This window comes from Shewanella sp. FeAMO (assembly GCF_053653955.1).
This window is the reverse complement of the sequence record NZ_CM132201.1, coordinates 803,578-820,642: the sequence shown is the minus strand read 5'-3', so window position 1 is coordinate 820,642 and position 17,065 is coordinate 803,578. Positions and strand designations below refer to the sequence as shown.

General features: G+C 53.9%; 13 protein-coding genes and 1 riboswitch. Of the genes, 3 read left to right on the top strand and 10 right to left on the bottom strand.

Annotated features, from left to right (window positions below):
- Positions 1-108: 108 nt before the first annotated feature.
- The 10 genes from ACWAU4_RS03745 to ACWAU4_RS03700 form a co-directional block, all read right to left on the bottom strand.
- Entirely contained in the window at positions 109-723 is a 615-nt protein-coding gene (locus ACWAU4_RS03745) for an imm11 family protein (protein ID WP_144380478.1), read from the bottom strand.
- Between the two features lie 431 nt (positions 724-1,154).
- On the bottom strand, positions 1,155-1,583 hold the full coding sequence (locus ACWAU4_RS03740; RefSeq protein WP_208125513.1) for a GFA family protein: 429 nt from the start codon (positions 1,581-1,583) through the stop codon (positions 1,155-1,157).
- A gap of 892 nt (positions 1,584-2,475) precedes the next feature.
- Complete coding sequence (cobO, locus tag ACWAU4_RS03735; protein WP_025011252.1) at positions 2,476-3,090, bottom strand: cob(I)yrinic acid a,c-diamide adenosyltransferase; 615 nt, start codon at positions 3,088-3,090, stop codon at positions 2,476-2,478.
- On the bottom strand, positions 3,080-4,714 hold the full coding sequence (locus ACWAU4_RS03730; RefSeq protein ID WP_208126089.1) for a cobyric acid synthase: 1,635 nt from the start codon (positions 4,712-4,714) through the stop codon (positions 3,080-3,082). The genes cobO and ACWAU4_RS03730 overlap by 11 nt, the downstream gene beginning before the upstream one ends.
- A 74-nt stretch (positions 4,715-4,788) precedes the next feature.
- On the bottom strand, positions 4,789-5,385 hold the full coding sequence (gene cobU / locus ACWAU4_RS03725; protein WP_156020242.1) for a bifunctional adenosylcobinamide kinase/adenosylcobinamide-phosphate guanylyltransferase: 597 nt from the start codon (positions 5,383-5,385) through the stop codon (positions 4,789-4,791).
- Positions 5,382-6,158, bottom strand: coding sequence for an adenosylcobinamide-GDP ribazoletransferase (locus ACWAU4_RS03720; protein ID WP_044733705.1), 777 nt, complete (start codon positions 6,156-6,158; stop codon positions 5,382-5,384). Before ACWAU4_RS03720 ends, cobU begins: the two co-directional genes overlap by 4 nt.
- Positions 6,158-7,222, bottom strand: coding sequence for a nicotinate-nucleotide--dimethylbenzimidazole phosphoribosyltransferase (gene cobT, locus ACWAU4_RS03715; RefSeq protein ID WP_144216705.1), 1,065 nt, complete (start codon positions 7,220-7,222; stop codon positions 6,158-6,160). Before cobT ends, ACWAU4_RS03720 begins: the two co-directional genes overlap by 1 nt.
- A 17-nt stretch (positions 7,223-7,239) precedes the next feature.
- Positions 7,240-8,310 (bottom strand): FecCD family ABC transporter permease, encoded by a 1,071-nt coding sequence (locus tag ACWAU4_RS03710; RefSeq protein WP_243756819.1) that lies wholly within the window; start codon positions 8,308-8,310, stop codon positions 7,240-7,242.
- Entirely contained in the window at positions 8,307-9,215 is a 909-nt protein-coding gene (locus ACWAU4_RS03705) for an ABC transporter ATP-binding protein (protein WP_129978818.1), read from the bottom strand. Before ACWAU4_RS03705 ends, ACWAU4_RS03710 begins: the two co-directional genes overlap by 4 nt.
- A 99-nt stretch (positions 9,216-9,314) precedes the next feature.
- A riboswitch (cobalamin riboswitch) is annotated at positions 9,315-9,451 on the bottom strand.
- Between the two features lie 68 nt (positions 9,452-9,519).
- Positions 9,520-10,263 (bottom strand): histidine phosphatase family protein, encoded by a 744-nt coding sequence (locus ACWAU4_RS03700; RefSeq protein WP_129978817.1) that lies wholly within the window; start codon positions 10,261-10,263, stop codon positions 9,520-9,522.
- Between the two features lie 241 nt (positions 10,264-10,504).
- Here ACWAU4_RS03700 and metH point away from each other — a divergent pair, with 241 nt between their 5' ends.
- The 3 genes from metH (at position 10,505) to ACWAU4_RS03685 (ending at position 16,416) form a co-directional block, all read left to right on the top strand.
- The gene (metH, locus tag ACWAU4_RS03695) at positions 10,505-14,224 is read left to right on the top strand and encodes a methionine synthase (RefSeq protein ID WP_208125511.1); all 3,720 of its coding nucleotides are present in this window, start codon (positions 10,505-10,507) and stop codon (positions 14,222-14,224) included.
- Positions 14,225-14,446: 222 nt separating this feature from the next.
- Positions 14,447-15,949, top strand: a complete 1,503-nt coding sequence (locus tag ACWAU4_RS03690) for a hypothetical protein (protein WP_208125510.1) — start codon at positions 14,447-14,449, stop codon at positions 15,947-15,949.
- Between the two features lie 209 nt (positions 15,950-16,158).
- Positions 16,159-16,416 (top strand): DUF2999 family protein, encoded by a 258-nt coding sequence (locus tag ACWAU4_RS03685; RefSeq protein ID WP_025011260.1) that lies wholly within the window; start codon positions 16,159-16,161, stop codon positions 16,414-16,416.
- The last annotated feature ends 649 nt before the right edge of the window (positions 16,417-17,065 follow it).

Genomic DNA, 17,065 nt, shown 5'->3' with positions numbered 1-17,065 from the left:
ATACTTAGTATCGAACTACGAGCTATTGCTGAAATAACTGTTGCACTAACAACCTAATGCACAGCTATTTCAAAAACTCGTCCACCTTGATTTAATGTCATCTAGAAACTAATTCACTCTATTAAACTCCATTCCAAGAATGTATTCACTGAGTTTGAAAAACTGAAATGCTTCAATATTGAATTTGGCTAGCGCTTTTACTATTTTTTCATGAACGATAATTGCGCCACCCTCCACTCGAGCCAACTTGATAATTAAGCGACTTTCTTCTGGTATATCATTCAAAATATTCTCGAGTAGTTTGTATTTTATAACCTCATTGTATTTAGCATTGGGTTCATACTCATCTACATTACTACTTTCAAAGTCAACACAATCCAAGGTGGAGTAAAAATTGAAGAAATAAAAGTCCTCGTACCACGTCCCATCATCACCTATAATGACAGCAGGAAACAACTGAAAGCCATTTATTTCGTATTGGTTCACTACTGAAGCAATATCCACAGATACCACTGGGTATATACTGTCCATTTGAGCGTTATTAAGATTAAAAGGAACCTCTCCTTTATACCCATTTTCAAAAAATACAGGGCCATCACCATAATCTAACTTTGCATATGTATGATTTCTTCTTCCAGTATCTAACGTCGCTCGCAAAGATAGATATTTATCGCGAAAAACTACGCGTTTCATTATAAAGTATTGATCTTCGTACTGACTCATTTTCTACCTGACTAAAAGTTATTTCATCCTACACAAACACAATCTTTGCTCTTATACAGTATTAAAACCTGTTGCGAGGACATTTATGGTGACTCATACGGAATCCAGCTGTTTATTCAAAGGCTGGTTGGCGAATTGGAGTCACCTACGGACTACTGTACTCACCTGCAACGACGACGCTGGCAAGGAACTGCGAATTGCCAGACATTGTCTCGCTGAATCCCCATAACCCAACCCATCAGCCAAGTCGAACTTTGTTCGATTTCAATAATGTCTGAAATTGGTCCCTTGCACTAACTTCAATAGCCGAATAGCCCTCAAATGGCTATGGCTTGAAAGATAGCTTTCTCCCTGTGGAAACATCTGTGTTTCTGCAATCCAGGAAACTAGATTTCTCACTCAGTTAATGTTGGGTGTCTCTATTGTTTTCTTTATTTTTCGCATATCTTTAACCAATCTTGTTCAGTTGGCATCGTATCAAATTGTGGTATACCGTCATTCATGAAACCCACATCCCAACTTGCGTGAGATCCGACATAGACATGAGCAGAAACTTTTGTATCAACAGGCTCGGAAAGCAAACCAGCAGGTACCCAATATGAATCACCGTTTGAGCTGATATTAGGTACCGGACTACCACATTGGCAACAAAACTCAGATTTAAAGCCAGAGCTAGTAGAAAATGACCGAATCTGATGTTCGCCAGTGCACCACTTAAAATTTGATGCCTTGACTATCAAAGCTGAATTTGATGAAGAACCCGACACTTTGCGACACAATGAACAATGACATTGATAAATGAGTGGTAATTCACCTGACAACTCAAACGAGATCTCTCCGCACAAACAGTTTCCTTTCAATTGAATTATTCCTTGTTAATTAGTACGCATACCCCCAAACAGAGGCGCAAGCTTCGCTGGTGTCCTGTAGCCTTGATTTTGTTATGTTTTTTTTCGGTGGCTGAAACACCATCTAATTACAACAGTACATCTCGCTATGCATTTGTATTGATTGGTTAAAACAGGTTTCAGTCCTAATATCCTTTGCAGCTAAACGCGCATTCACGGTTTCCAAATCTATTATCTACCAACAGTGTTTTATATCTTTTTGAATTTAAATCTATTTTCTGTGATATTACAGAAATAATGCGCAAATTTATCTTCAAATTGCCAGGCATTTTGTCAAAACTTTAATAGACAAGCAGCGTGGCTACCGCAGGGGGATTAAGTGTTCTGCCTCTTCCCTCAACCTAAATTTTATCTTTCTGTATCAGCATTTTGTCAGAGATTAACAACATTAGGCAAGCGATAAATTTGCTACCTTTTGGCCAGTTCTTCAATCTGTGCCTGAGTGAAATCACTCATCCAGTAGCACCAAAGATAACCGCCAATAAAAAAGAGCGATACAAGCCGCGGGGTCACTTCAGCCCCTAAAACCAATGCACCTATTTCAAACTGTTTGCGGCTGTGGCTAAGCCGTCAAGGAGGCTCAGCCCATGAGCATACAATGAGTATGTGATTGGAGGAGCAGGCGCAGACAATAACGCCACGGTCGCAAACAAAAAATAAAACACTGCAGTCTGATCGAGGGCTGACAAAGCCGACTAGTCACTTCAGCCCCTAAAACCAATGCACCCATTTCAAACTGTTTGCGGCTGTGGCTTAGCCCATGAGCATACAATGAGTATGTGATTGGGTGAGCCGACGCAGACAATAACGCCACGGTCGCAAACAGGAAGAAATAGCAGAAATATCAGTAGTCGAAACCAGGCTGCGCTTTAACCCCCGCCTCAAACGCATGCTTCACGCTATTCACCTCACTGACAGTATCTGCCAATTCAATCAGTTGCCTGTGGCAGTTGCGGCCGGTGATGATCACATGCTGCATGGGGGGACGATTTTGCAACGCATCTATCACTCGCTGCAGATCCAGATAGTGGTAGCTGACCATATAGGTGAGTTCATCGAGCAGCAGTATGTCTATGCTGGCATCCTGAAGCCATTTTTCGGCGGCCGCCCAGGCCTTTTCGGCGGCGGCGATATCCTTGGCTTTGTCCTGGGTGTCCCAGGTAAAGCCTGTGCCCATGACTTCGAACTTGACCCCGGCGCCTTCCAGTAGCTTGCGCTCACCGCACTCCCAGGTGCCCTTGATAAACTGCACTACGGCGCCCTGCTTGCCATGACCGACCGCGCGGGCCAGAGTGCCAAAGCCGGAAGTAGACTTACCCTTACCGTTACCTGTCACTACCAGGAGTATGCCCTTCTCTTCGGTGGCGGCCGCGATTTTGGCATCCACCGCCGCTTTCACTTTCTGCTGCCGCTGTTTATGACGCTCTGCCTTGATATCGGTTTGATTATTATCGGTCACCCTGGTCTTCCTCTTTGAATATGTTGATTATTTTATTGAAATCCAGATGTTGCTCCAGCACATCGGCCAAACGATCCAGCTGTTGCTGACGCTGCTGATTGATATCCACTGTGCGGCCCTGTGGCGCCGTCATCCCGGCCCAGGTGAGCAGCAGTTCACAGGCCTCAGGGCTGTCAAACAAGCCATGCAAATAACTGCCGAGAATTTGATTATCCTCCGACAGCAGACCTTCGTTGCGGGGTGCTGTGGTTTTTGCAGGCTCAGTGATTTTTGCAGGCTCAGTGGCGCTGACACAGTTGGCGTCACTGCCTCGCTCATTAAGCAACAGTGGCTGGGTGCATCTGTCAGGGATCCGCGATGCTCCGCAGTGGATCTCATAACCGGAGACTGATGCCGATGATTGCCCAAGCCTCAGGGTACCGCTGACATTGAGCAGCTGTTTTTCGACTTGCAGCTCGGTAGTGAGTGGCAGGTAGCCCAGCCCTTGGCTGGTACCGGGCAAGTCTTCCAGTCCCAAGGGGTCGGCAATGCTCTGCCCCAGCATCTGAAAGCCGCCGCAGATACCGATAAGCTTGCCGCCATAGCGCAGATGGCGAGCTATGCCCTTATCCCAGCCCTGTTGGCGGATAAAAGCCAGGTCGGCGCGCACATTCTTACTGCCGGGCAGCAGCAGGAGATCCAGCCCTGGAAGTTCGCCCTGATGGGTCGGCCCTATATAATAAAACTCGATGTCCGGATGCAGCCGCAGCGGGTCAAAGTCGGTATGGTTGCTGATCCTGGGGTACACCAAGACGCCGACTCGCAGTCGCGTCCCAGTTCTTTCAGATTGAGTTGTTTCAGATTGAGCTCGTGCTGATTGAGCTGTTACCGACTGCTCGGTAGCAGCCTGAGACTGAGCAGTTGTTTGCACCAGTGCATCTTCGGCGTCCAGATGCAGGGCATCGAGGTAGGGCAATACGCCCAATACCGGCTTGCCGGTGTGAGCCTCGAGCCAATCCAGCCCGGACTGCAGCAATGAGATATCACCGCGAAAACGATTGATCACAAAGCCCTTTACCCTAGCTTGCTCACTCTCGGACAGCAGGGCCAAGGTACCGACCAGGTGGGCAAATACCCCGCCCTTGTCGATATCGGCGATGAGGATCACCGGGCAGTCCACCGCTTCGGCAAAGCCCATATTGGCAATATCGCCCCGGCGCAAATTGATTTCGGCCGGGCTACCGGCGCCTTCTACCAACAGCCAGTCAAACTCCTGCTGCAACCTGTGCCAGGATGCCAACACCGCCTGCATGGCAGCGGCTTTATAGTCACGACTCTCGGGGCCGAAAAAGGCGGCGGCTTCCAGGCTGGTCAGCGCCTTGCCCTGAATAATCACCTGCGCCTTGGTATCTGAGCTGGGTTTAAGCAATACCGGGTTGAAGTCGATTCTCGGCTCAAGACCGGCGGCCACCGCCTGCAGCGCCTGGGCCCGGCCAATTTCACCTCCATCCCGGGTGACGGCGCTGTTGAGTGCCATATTTTGCGGCTTGAAGGGCGCCACTCGCTGACCATGACGATGAAACACCCGGCAGAGTCCGGCCACCAAGGTACTCTTACCGGCATCCGAAGTGGTGCCCTGCACCATAAGGCTGCGACCAGGCCGGGCCAGAGTCGAGAGCGCGGCTTCAAGTTCAGCGCTAATAGCTGTTACTGGGCCGCTCATGTATTACCCCGCTGATCCGGGCTTGTACCCGAAGTGCTCAAGCCCTGGGAGCCACTGCTATCAGAGCTCACAGGCTTTAACGCCAGCGGTAAACCGGCGACCACCAGAGTGACTCTGTCGGCCTTGGCGGCCAGCGCCTGATTGAGCCAACCGGCCTCATCGACAAAACGCCGACTCAGCTCCCCAAGCGGCACTATGCCGGAGCCGACTTCGTTGCTCACCAGCAGCAGATCGCCGTCAAACTCTGCTACCGCCTGCAGCAAGGCCGCGCGTTCGCTAGCCATATCGGCACCAAAGCAGAGCTGGTTACTGAGCCAAAGCGTCAGGCAGTCTACCAATACCGGCGCTCCAGAGCCTGAGCGCTGCACAAGCGCCTTGGCCAAATCGAGCGGCACCTCGGCCAACTGCCATTCGAGGCTGCCGCCTTGGCGCGCAGTTTGATGGTGGGCGATACGCCGGGCCATCTCCTCATCGGCGGACTCGGCCGTTGCCAGATACCAGGGGCGGACATTGGCCGGGCACAAGTCGGCCAGTTGCCGCTCAGCGTAGCCACTCTTGCCGCTGCGGGCACCGCCCAGAATAAGATGGATCATGCCGGGCTGCCTCCCAATGCCAGCAACAGCATATAAACCGCCAGCTCACTCACCTGCTGCGCCGCTCCCAGGGTATCACCTGTGTAGCCGCCAATCTGGCGCCGGAACCAGAACACCAGGGCCCAACGCAGCAACAACATGGTCGGCAGTAGCCAGAACAGCAGCGTGGTGGACAGCAGTGCCGTCAGCACAATTCCAGTCAGCAGCAAAATACCCAACTCATTGAGCCCCTGCTGCTGCGCCAGAGGTTTGCTCTTGCCCTCGTCGCGAACATAGGTTTCGCTGAAGATAATGCTGGCCGCCGTCACCCGGCTGACACAGTGCGCCAATACCAGGGCCAGCGCCGCTTGGTTGATGTCGTAAAGTGCCAACTCCAGCAGTAACTGGTACTTGAGCAGTAACACCAACACCAATGCCAAGGCACCATAGCTGCCAAGGCGGCTGTCTTTCATGATTTTCAGTTTATCTTCTACCCGCCAACCGCCGCCGAAACCATCGGCGGTATCGGCCAGACCATCTTCATGAAAACCGCCGGTAACCAGCACGCTGCAAATCATCGCCAGCACTATGGCGATGGAGCTTGGCAATATCCCGGCAGCCAGCAGTAACACCAAGGCGGAGATCAAGCCCACCACAACGCCCACCAGGCCAAAGTAGCGGCTGGCCTTGTTGAGGCTGTCGCTGTCCACCGTCAGGGCGCTGGGTACAGGAATACGGGTGAAAAAACCTATTGCGATCAAAAATAGCCGCAGCTGTCCGAGCCAGAATCCCATCAGAGCACCTCTTGGGTAGCAGGCTCTACCACCTTGTCGACCCCGGCTTCACCAAAGCTGGCCATCTGGTTGTAGAAGTTGGCCGCCGCCTGCACCAAAGGCAGCGCCAGCGCCGCGCCCGAGCCTTCGCCCAACCTGAGCCCAAGCCGCAGCAAAGGCTTGGCGGACATGGCCTCGAGCAGCAACTTGTGGCCGCGCTCTTCGGACTCATGGGCAAAAATAAGATAATCCCTCACCCCCGGCGCCAAACGCACAGCCGCCAGCGCCGCTGTCGACGCGATAAAACCGTCCACCAGCACGGGCACGCCAAATTCGGCCGCCGCCAACATGGCCCCAGCCATCTGCACTATTTCAAAGCCTCCGAGGCAGGCGAGGATACTGAGCGGCTCGGTCAGCTCGCAGTGGTGCAGCAGCAGTGCCTGCTCTATCAGCAGGCATTTGCGCTTAAGCGTCGCGGCATCTATGCCGGTGCCGCGGCCAACACATTCACTCACAGGCAGACCGGTCAGGGCAGCCATCACGGCGGCGGCAGAAGAGGTGTTGCCTATTCCCATCTCCCCCAGCGCCAGCAGGTTGCTGCCGGCATCGATATGGCGTTTTACCAAGGTGCGCGCCATGGCAAACCCTTGATGCACAGCGCCCAGAGTCATGGCGGCGCGTTTGTGGATAGGCCCGGTACCGGCGCCCAGACGCTGCTCTGTAACCTCGGGGATCCCCAAGCGGCTGAGAATGCCGCAGTCAATCACCTCCAGCTCGAAGCCGGTCTGGCGACAAAACACATTGATGGCAGCGCCGCCGGCAACAAAGTTGAGCACCATTTGGGTGGTCACCTCGCTGGGAGCAATCGACACCCCGGCCGCGGCAATACCATGGTCGGCGGCAAACACCAGCATCACGGGGCGGCGGATGACCAACTCATCAGTGGCGGAACCGAGCTGAATGCGCCCCAATTGCAGCGCCAAAGCCTCCAACTCACCCAAAGCGCCCAGGGGTTTGGTCTTGTTGTCTATGCGGGCCTGAATCGCGTCATCCAGCGCGTGATTGATTGCTGCAACCTGGTACATCCTTCCCTCTCTTATCGTTATTGGCCGCGTTTACGCAGCACTATCAGGAAAAACAGACTGCCGATGGCCGAGGTGATCACCCCCACCGGCAGCTCTTGGGTGGGCAGTATGCTGCGAGCCAGCACATCGACCCAAACCATAAACAGGCCGCCCGCCAGTGCCGTCAGCACCATGGGGTGCTGCCCCGGCAGCAACAACCTGACAATATGAGGCACCATCAGCCCCACAAAACCAATTCCGCCGCAGTGGGCCACCAAAGTGGCGGTAATAAGCGAGCATAACAGCAGCATGGAAACCCTGAGCCTTTGCACCCTGATTCCCAGAGTGTGGGCGGTTTCATCACCGGCAAGCATCGCCAGTACCTGGCGCTTGAAGGCCAGGATCACCAGCAAGGCCGCCAGCACCACCAGAGTGGGCAGTCCAAGCCCATCCCAACTGGCACGGGCAAAACTGCCCAGGCTCCAAAACAGCAAGGAGGTGGTGGCCTGCGGGGTGGAAAAATACAAGATCAAGCTGGTGAGGGCGCTGAACATAAAGGAGATGGCGACCCCGGAGAGCAACATTCGCTCTATCTGGTTGCCGATATTCCTGCCCGCGAGCAGCAGTACCATGAGCACGGCCAAACTGGCACCGATAAAGGCTCCCAGCGGCAGCGATATCCCGGAGATGGCCGAACTCAGGCCAAGGCCGGTCGCCAGGGCGACCGAGACCACCGCGCCGAAGCTGGCGCCCGAGCTGATACCGAACAGGTAAGGATCGGCCAGCGGGTTGCGGGTCACCGCCTGCAATACATAACCCGACAATGCCAGACCGCTGCCGGCGATAAAGGCCAGCAAGATACGCGGCAGGCGCAGATCCCAGACGATACGCTCGCTGATAGCGGACGGCTCACCCACGCCCAGCAGGTGTTTGCCAATCACTCTTGCCACATCGAAGAGACTAATATCTGCGGCGCCAAAACCGGCGGCGGCCAAGGGTGTCAACACAGTGCCGAGCAGCAACAGCAGCCAGCACCAGTAAAGTCTGGGCAAGGGCTTGAGAAACCAGCCGATAAGCGAGCGCCCCGGTGCGACCATGGAAGTAGTCATGCGCCACCTCCCACCGAGCCTGGGCGCCGGTCAGTTTCCTTGTGGGCAACACAGGTTTCGGCCGAGGCAGGCCCTGCCATTGGCTCGACTATCGCAGCGCCGTGAGCCTTGCCGTGACCAGGCTCTGGCGACTGATAGCCGTAAAAGTAGTGGATCAGCGGCCGTCCCAACTGCGGATGCGTCCCCACCTGGCAGCAGACACCGAAGACACCGGCAATTCTGTCTTCGGTCAATACGCTCTGGGGCGAGCCGTGGGCAATACGGCGGCCGTTATCCAGCAGCAAGAGTTCGTCACACAGGGCCGAGGCCAGATTGAGATCGTGAATCGAGGCGATCACTGTGACCCCCAGGCTGCGCACCAGCTCGAGGATCTGGATCTGATAGCGGATATCCAGATGATTGGTGGGCTCGTCCAGGATCAAAAGCTTGGGGCGCTGCACTATGGCGCGGGCAATCAAGGCCCTTTGCTTCTCACCGCCAGAAAGCTGCGCGAAAGGCTCTGCGGCCTTGTGCTGCAACCCGACCTGAGCCAATGCCGCCTGCACCTGGGCCTTGTCGGCCGCCGATGGCATATCAAACAACCCCTTGTGGGGAGTCAGTCCCATGGCCACTAATTGAGTCAGATCCAGTGCCAGTTGGGCCGGGGTATCCTGCAGCACCACGGCCACCTCTTTGGCGAAAGCTTTGGCTGACAAACTATTGATATCCTGCCCAAACAGCTGGATCTGACCGCTGTCCGGGCGGATATAACGATAGAGGCAGCGCAGCAGGCTCGACTTACCGGCACCATTGGGGCCTATGAGCCCGAGCATCTTGCCGCTTGGCAGCTCAAAGCCCACATCGGCCAATACGCTGTGGCCACCGGGAAGCCAGCTAAGCTGTTGCACCTTGAGTGCCAAGCTCATAACCGCCCCCCGACATTGAGCCTGTGACCGGCAGAAGGCTCAGGCTGCAGTGGAAGAATCATCTATTCGCTCCCCCGGTTTACCCGCCCGGGTTTCTGGTTTGGTTTATCAGCTTGGGCAGGTCTCCTGACTCGTCGCCAACGGCGACTCACAGTTGCGGGCACAGTCCGGGCTTTCCCGGTTCCCTGGGTTGGTTCACCTGCAAAGGTGCCAACACCCTGGCTGCTGCCGCACTTGGCGGCTATTTGGGGTTATTATCCCGGTTTTATCGCCCGGCACAATTGCCTGGCGCAATAGCGCAGCACTATTGCGGCCAGTGGAGCTTGCTGAAACACTGCCATTCCTGGTCACTTTCACCGCTGGCATCACGGCTGGCATAGAGGGTTATTCTGACCCAGGCCGCATAAGGTAGTTCCAAGGCGTTGAACACTGCCGCAGGCGGCATTTGCCCCGGCAGCAAAATCTCGGCCAGCAGCAACCGGATAACTCCGCTGTGAGTCAGGATCAGCGCTGCATCGGCACTTGCTGAGGAACCAGAGCCTTTTGAACCAGAGCCTTCGGAAGAATTAGCCTCTCTAGCAAGCCAGCGCTGCACCATAGTCTGCCAGCCATCCAACACCCGGCTACGAAAGGCTGGCAGCGATTCCCCGCCCGGCGGAGTATTGGCCACAGGGTCACGCCAGAAGGCTTCGGCCGCCTCGCTATGCTGCTGATAGACACTCGCCACCTTCATGCCGTCCCAGTCACCGAAGTCCAGCTCCCAGAGCCAGTCATGCTGCTGCAGTGGCGCCGGGAAATAGTCAGGCATATCGGCCTTGAGCTCGGCGGCAAAGGCCTGGCAACGCTGGGCCGGAGAACTCAACAGCACCAAGCTTTGGGGCGCACTCGGCAACTGCTCCAGCTCACTACTGATAGCCCGCCAGCTACGCCACATCTGCGCTTTGCCCTCATCGCTCAGGGCCACATCACTGCGGCCGCGGATAATCTCACCGCCTTCACATTCGCCGTGCCGCAGCAGATAGATATTCAGTTGCCTATGTTCAGCCACACACTTCTCCCGTCAGAGTCCGGTGGTTACCGGGCCAATTTAACCTTGCCGCAGGCCGCCGGAATCCGTATATTATGGACGTCTATACGTATAAATGTCCAAAATAACTTTCCGCGCCCACACACGCCTTTGGCTATCATGCCAGATAGTGCCCCGGGCGTCAGGTCGGCAGAGATGATGTCGCGGATGCCAAGCGCCGCGAATGTAAAACAGCAATAAGACAGGTATGAAAGGTAACCCTATGGCGACTTCCCAGCACTCCCCAAGCCAGACAGAGCGCAAGCTCAAACAGACCCTCAAAGAGCGGATCCTGATTTTAGATGGCGCCATGGGCACCATGATCCAGGACTACAAGCTGGAAGAAGCCGATTACCGCGGCGAGCGCTTCAAAGATTGGCATTGCGATGTCAAAGGCAACAATGATCTGCTGGTACTGACCCAGAGCGAGATCATCAAGACCATTCACAGGGAATACCTGCTGGCCGGTGCCGACATCATAGAAACCAACACCTTCAACGCCACCACCATTGCCATGGCCGACTACGAGATGCAGAGCCTGGCGGCGGAGATCAATTACCAAGGCGCCAGAATAGCCCGAGAAGTGGCCGATGAAGTGGCCGCCGCCAGCGGTATTCCCCGCTATGTGGCCGGGGTACTCGGCCCCACCAACCGCACCTGTTCCATCAGCCCGGATGTGAATGACCCCGGCTTTCGCAACATACATTTCGACGATCTTGTGTTGGCCTACAGCGAATCCACCGAGGCGCTGATCGCCGGTGGCGCCGACATCATTCTGGTGGAAACCATCTTCGATACCCTCAATGCCAAGGCAGCGCTGTTTGCCATCGAAAATGTGTTCGAGAAACTGGACCAAAGGTTGCCGGTGATGATTTCCGGCACCATTACCGATGCCTCGGGCCGCACCCTGACAGGGCAAACCACAGAGGCCTTTTACCATTCTCTCAGACATATCAAGCCGCTGAGCATAGGCCTCAACTGCGCCCTGGGCCCGAAAGAACTGCGGCCCTATGTCGAGGAGCTTTCCCGTATCAGCGAGTGCTTTGTCTCGGCGCACCCCAATGCCGGTCTGCCCAATGAATTCGGCGGCTATGACGAGACTCCGGCGGAGATGGCAAGCGTGATAGGCCCCTGGGCCGAAGAGGGGCTGCTCAATATTGTCGGCGGCTGCTGCGGCACCACGCCTGCGCATATCAAGGCGATTTCTGAAGCCGTTAGCCTTCATGCACCAAGGCCGCTGCCTGAGCTGCCGGTGGCATGTCGCCTCTCCGGACTGGAACCCCTGACCATAGATGCAAGCAGCCTGTTTGTGAATGTGGGCGAGCGCACTAATGTCACCGGCTCGGCCCGGTTTCTCAAGTTAATCAAAGAAGGCCAGTACGAAACCGCGCTGGAGGTGGCCCGTGACCAGGTGGAAAACGGCGCCCAGATCATAGATATCAACATGGATGAGGGCATGCTCGACGGGGTCGAGATGATGCAGAAATTCCTCAACCTTATCGCCTCAGAGCCGGATATCAGCAAGGTGCCTGTGATGATAGACTCCTCCAAGTGGGAGGTGATTGAGGCCGGGCTCAAGTGCATTCAGGGCAAGGGAATAGTCAACTCCATCTCCCTCAAAGAGGGCGAGGCCAAGTTTATTGAACAGGCCAAACTGGTGAAGCGCTACGGCGCCGCCGCCATCATCATGGCCTTCGATGAACAGGGCCAGGCCGATACCCGAGAGCGCAAAACAGAGATCTGTACCCGCGCCTACCGGGTGCTGGTGGATAAGGTGGGCTTCCCGCCGGAAGATATTATCTTCGACCCCAATATCTTCGCCATCGCCACCGGCATAGAGGAGCACGATAACTATGCGGTGGACTTTATCGGCGCCATTGAAGATATCAAGGCCAACCTGCCCCATGCGATGATTTCCGGCGGGGTGTCCAACGTTTCTTTCTCCTTCCGCGGCAACAACCCGGTGCGGGAAGCCATTCATGCCGTATTCCTCTATCACGCCATCAAGGCGGGGATGGATATGGGCATAGTCAACGCCGGTCAGTTGGCCATCTATGACGATATCGACCCTGAGCTTAAGCAGAAGGTAGAGGCCGTGGTGCTCAACCTGCCCTGCCCGGTTGCCGACTCCAGTAACACAGAGCAGCTGCTCGAGGTCGCCGAGAAGTATCGCGGTGGCCCGGGCGGCGCAGGCAAGAAAGAAGATCTCGAATGGCGCAAGTTGCCGGTCAACAAGCGCCTGGAACACGCACTGGTGAAAGGGATCACCGAATACATAGACGCCGACACAGAAGAAGCACGCCTGCAGGCCAAGCGGCCGCTGGATGTGATTGAAGGCCCGCTGATGGACGGCATGAACGTGGTGGGCGATCTCTTTGGCGCCGGTAAGATGTTTCTGCCGCAAGTGGTCAAGTCCGCCCGGGTGATGAAAAAGGCGGTCGCCTATCTCAACCCCTATATCGAAGCCGAAAAAGTAGAAGGCCAGAGCAACGGCAAGGTGCTGATGGTCACGGTCAAGGGCGATGTTCACGACATAGGCAAGAACATAGTCGGGGTGGTGCTGGCCTGTAACGGCTACGAAGTGATAGATCTCGGTGTCATGGTGCCGGTGGAGAAAATCATCGAAGTTGCCAAGGCCGAGAAGGTCGACATCATAGGCATGTCCGGGCTCATTACCCCGAGCCTGGATGAGATGGTGCACAACGTTAAAACCTTCGAGCGCGAAGGTCTGACCCTGCCGGCGATTATCGGTGGTGCCACCTGCTCCAAGATCCATACCGCAGTGAAGATAGCGCCTCATTATCCCCATGGCGCCATCTATATCGCCGATGCATCGCGCGCCGTGCCCATGGTCAGCAAGCTCATCAACAATGAAACCCGCCAGGCCACCATAGACGAAACCTATCGCGAATATGAAATGATGCGCCAAAAGCGTCTGTCGCAGACCAAGCGCAAGCAGATTGTGCCCTTGCAGGTAGCACGGGATAACCGCTGCAGCCACGACTGGGCCAACTATCAAGCGGTGAAGCCCAACACCCCGGGGATCCAGGTGTTTGACGACTATCCGCTGGAGGACTTACTCGAGCGCATCGACTGGACGCCGTTTTTCCGCGCCTGGGAGTTGCACGGCCATTTCCCGCAAATACTGGATGATGAAGTCGTTGGTACTGAGGCCCGTAAAGTCTATGCCGACGGCAAGGCGATGCTGGAGCAAATCATCCAAGAGAAGTGGCTCACCGCCAAGGGCGTTATCGGCCTCTTTCCCGCCAACAGCGTCAACTTCGATGATATCGAGATCTACACAGATGACTCTCGCAGCCAAGTGTTGTTGACCACCCATCATCTACGGATGCAGCTGGAGCGGGTGGGCAACCACAACTTCTGTCTCTCTGACTTTGTCGCCCCCAAAGAGAGCGGCGTGGCCGACTATATGGGGGGATTTGCGGTCACCGCCGGCTATGGCATCGATGCCCATATTGCCCGTTTCGAGGCGGCCCACGATGATTACAGCGCCATCATGCTCAAGTGTCTGGCCGACCGCCTGGCCGAAGCCTTCGCCGAGCGGATGCACGAGCGGGTGCGTAAGGAATTCTGGGGTTATGCCAGCGAAGAAAACCTGGATAACGAGGCGCTTATTCGTGAAAAGTACAAAGGCATACGCCCGGCTCCCGGCTACCCAGCCTGCCCGGACCACACGGAAAAAGGCCTGCTTTGGCAGCTTCTTAAGCCAGATGAGTGTATCGACCTCAAGATTACCGAGAGCTTTGCCATGTACCCCACGGCGGCGGTCAGCGGCTGGTACTTTGCGCACCCGCAATCACGCTATTTTGGAGTAAGCAACATAGGCCGAGATCAGGTGGAAGACTACGCCCGCCGCAAAGGGATGACAGTGGCCGAAGCCGAGAAGTGGCTGGCCCCGGTATTGGATTATGATCCTGAGTAAAAGAGGCTCTTAAGCGAACAACTGAGCTGTTCAGGGGCTCTCGCCTATTCAGGTGAGGGTCCCTGAATTCAAGACCGTTCCACATTTTTGATAACAGCCATATTCATCAAACACTTACTGTATATCACCTTCGCCCGTAAGCTGGTGCTTTTTGCAAGAACCTGAAACCGGGATTACTTTTAATGAGGTTGTCTCCATCACTTCATTGAAAAGGAATTCACTATGCGAACAGTGCATTTGGCCGCGGCCTTGCTTTGCCTATCTGGATGTACCAGTACACTCACCACAACGGTCATTAAAAGTAATGACGGTCCCGGTGCAACATCGGCCAAGCAAGGTTTGGTTTACCATTTGCCGGCTTCATCGCAAACAGTAACGCTGACTCATAAATTGGTCTTTTGTCGTGTGGTCAATGATACCCTGGAGTTTGATTTCAACACTACCGCAACAGTCAAACAAACAGGGCATCCTGATCTAACCAAAGTATTCGTGATTAACCCTTCAGAGTTACATGCTTTTTCCAAAGCCTGGGGCATGAACGTGGTGATGCATCCCAATGGTTTGCTTAAATCCTTTTCCACCCATGCTGACGACAAATCCATAGAGTTGGGCATGGCGGCGATAAAAACCGTAGCCAACATTGCCGCCATTTCACAGGGAATTCCTATATCGATTGGTTCAGCTTCTCTCCCTCCAAGCGAAAAAAAAAATCAGGGGCAAGGCGTTACGCCTCCCAAAGCAGCTTGTATTCCAAAACTTTTGCATCAACCCTTGGTATCCGTGGTTATCGATAACCTGAAAGCTACAGTGACAAATAAACAAGGAGAGCTGAAGAAAAAGCAGAAGCTCCTGGCCGCAAAAAAAGGGAATACCTCTGCAGAAGAAGCAGCGGTACTCAGCGCACAGAAAGCCGTATCCATGGCGACTCTTGAACTCGATACATTCCAGAAAGAAATCTCAGTGCAACGCGAATACACCATAGATACAGCATCGATCCCCCAAAATCAGCCTTATCTATTGCCTCTTGTTAGTGATGATTTTTTGCCTTGGGTAATATCCAAAGATACCGAGTTAAGAAATGACGTGGCGATAACTATGGCCAATAAATACCTATTTGGACTATCAACTGAAAAACTGACTGATGTCGGATTAGCGAAAGAGAGCACCTTAAAAGCGGAAGAGGATTATCCGGGGTTGTATTACACAACGTTCGGAACCCGCAAACTACTCTTAGTGCGACAAGACACTGCTAAGAAACAAAATAACCTGACGATGGTATTCAGCGGTTTTATTAATGCGCCTGAATTCGGCCACGTAGGCATTTTGCCCTACCAAAACCATATTGGAGAAAGTAACTCTTTTACGGCCGTATTCGACGCCAATGGTGCACTGACTTCAGTCGATTACGGAACTGAACGTCCTGCCTCAGAAAAAGTGGAGTCTGCCCTCTACGAGGCCACTGATTTTTATAGCGATTACGCCAATAATCGACAAACTATCCGCGATGCAGACAAGCTGGAGAGCCAGACATTGACAATCCACGCATTATCGATAGCCAATAGCACTTATCCGAACCTGACCGTTGATCAGCTAACCGCACGTGCCAGCATAGTCCAATCACTGCTCATCAAGCTTGGTGACACGGAGCAGAGTCGGGCGGCAATAACCTCTCTGTCGATGAACATAGACAATGACAATCTGATTCGATTAGCTGAGGCGTTATAAGCTGCCAAAAGTGCTCGTCGGCTATCGAGTGGAACTGCTTAATATTTGCAATGTAGGCAATTGGTTAGCCACCAATTGCCACTATGAATAGGGCTGATGTAATCGGTATCCTGCTTCATTTTCTTTCACTAGTAAGGAAATACCTATTCGGGTCTGTTTCTTCTGTTAAAATCAGCGCAAATTGAATATTTCAAACCAATGAGGAGCTTATGAATCCTATTATTGCCCTGCTGAAAGAGCACAATATCAGCGATGAACAAATAAACAGCCTGTTCCAGAGCCTGACCGAAAATCCCCTGATGGCCATGGGCACTCTGGGGCAGTTGGGATTACCGCCGGAAAAGCTGCAGGGGTTGATGATGCAAGTGATGCAGAACCCGGCACTGATCAAAGAAGCCGTGGAAGAACTGGGACTGGATTTCTCCAAGGTTGAAGCCGCCAAAGCCCAAATGAACAAGTCTGTTTAATCTTGTGCGCCCTCAAGGCCTGACTCATTTGGCTTTGAGGGCCGATGTCATGTTCTGTCATTCATCAGGTATTAGGCTGACAAATTGGCTGTGCCATCAGCTCAGTTCGCTGCAACGCTTACCATTTTGATAGTTCTCTGAAGCAATACCCGTATCAAGCGCCCGGCAATTTCTGCAATAACTTTGATGCCCGTCCGGATTGGCCGCTGTCACTCGTGCCGGCGTATTACCAAAATCAGCGGGATAGGGATGAAATATATGTTCCTCACCATGAGCCGTTGAACAGTTGGGACACGACTTAAACTTCCGACCGCTTCCCGGCTCCTGCTTACGTAACATTCCGTTATTCAAACGCCCACCACAAAAGTTACAGCTCATCAGCACTCTCCATGTTATTAACTGATATTCAGCATGGCAAACAGCTCACGCTGAGCAAAAGATAACCAAAGGTGTGTTGAAAGCCAATCTATTCCCTCTTGTCTCTCCGCCATCGCCCTCACCTAACACAAGATTGAGACAAACCGTGTGCGCTTAACAAAAACGCTACAAAACGCTACATCATTTGCCGTGCCTCCCATTGAGTCGGCGTGCTTAAGTAGGTGCTCGGTCAATATTCGGCCAAGGAAGTATGGGTCGATGATCGAAAGCT

Bases quoted from the DNA above. Each gene is read 5' to 3' on its own strand.
- ACWAU4_RS03745 (WP_144380478.1), bottom strand. From the start codon at position 723: ATGAGTCAGTACGAAGATCAATACTTTATAATGAAACGCGTAGTTTTT.
- ACWAU4_RS03730 (WP_208126089.1), bottom strand. From the start codon at position 4,714: ATGGTGCAGGGCACCACTTCGGATGCCGGTAAGAGTACCTTGGTGGCC.
- cobU (WP_156020242.1), bottom strand. From the start codon at position 5,385: ATGATCCATCTTATTCTGGGCGGTGCCCGCAGCGGCAAGAGTGGCTAC.
- ACWAU4_RS03720 (WP_044733705.1), bottom strand. From the start codon at position 6,158: ATGGGATTCTGGCTCGGACAGCTGCGGCTATTTTTGATCGCAATAGGT.
- cobT (WP_144216705.1), bottom strand. From the start codon at position 7,222: ATGTACCAGGTTGCAGCAATCAATCACGCGCTGGATGACGCGATTCAG.
- ACWAU4_RS03710 (WP_243756819.1), bottom strand. From the start codon at position 8,310: ATGACTACTTCCATGGTCGCACCGGGGCGCTCGCTTATCGGCTGGTTT.
- ACWAU4_RS03705 (WP_129978818.1), bottom strand. From the start codon at position 9,215: ATGAGCTTGGCACTCAAGGTGCAACAGCTTAGCTGGCTTCCCGGTGGC.
- metH (WP_208125511.1), top strand. From the start codon at position 10,505: ATGGCGACTTCCCAGCACTCCCCAAGCCAGACAGAGCGCAAGCTCAAA.
- ACWAU4_RS03690 (WP_208125510.1), top strand. From the start codon at position 14,447: ATGCGAACAGTGCATTTGGCCGCGGCCTTGCTTTGCCTATCTGGATGT.
- ACWAU4_RS03685 (WP_025011260.1), top strand. From the start codon at position 16,159: ATGAATCCTATTATTGCCCTGCTGAAAGAGCACAATATCAGCGATGAA.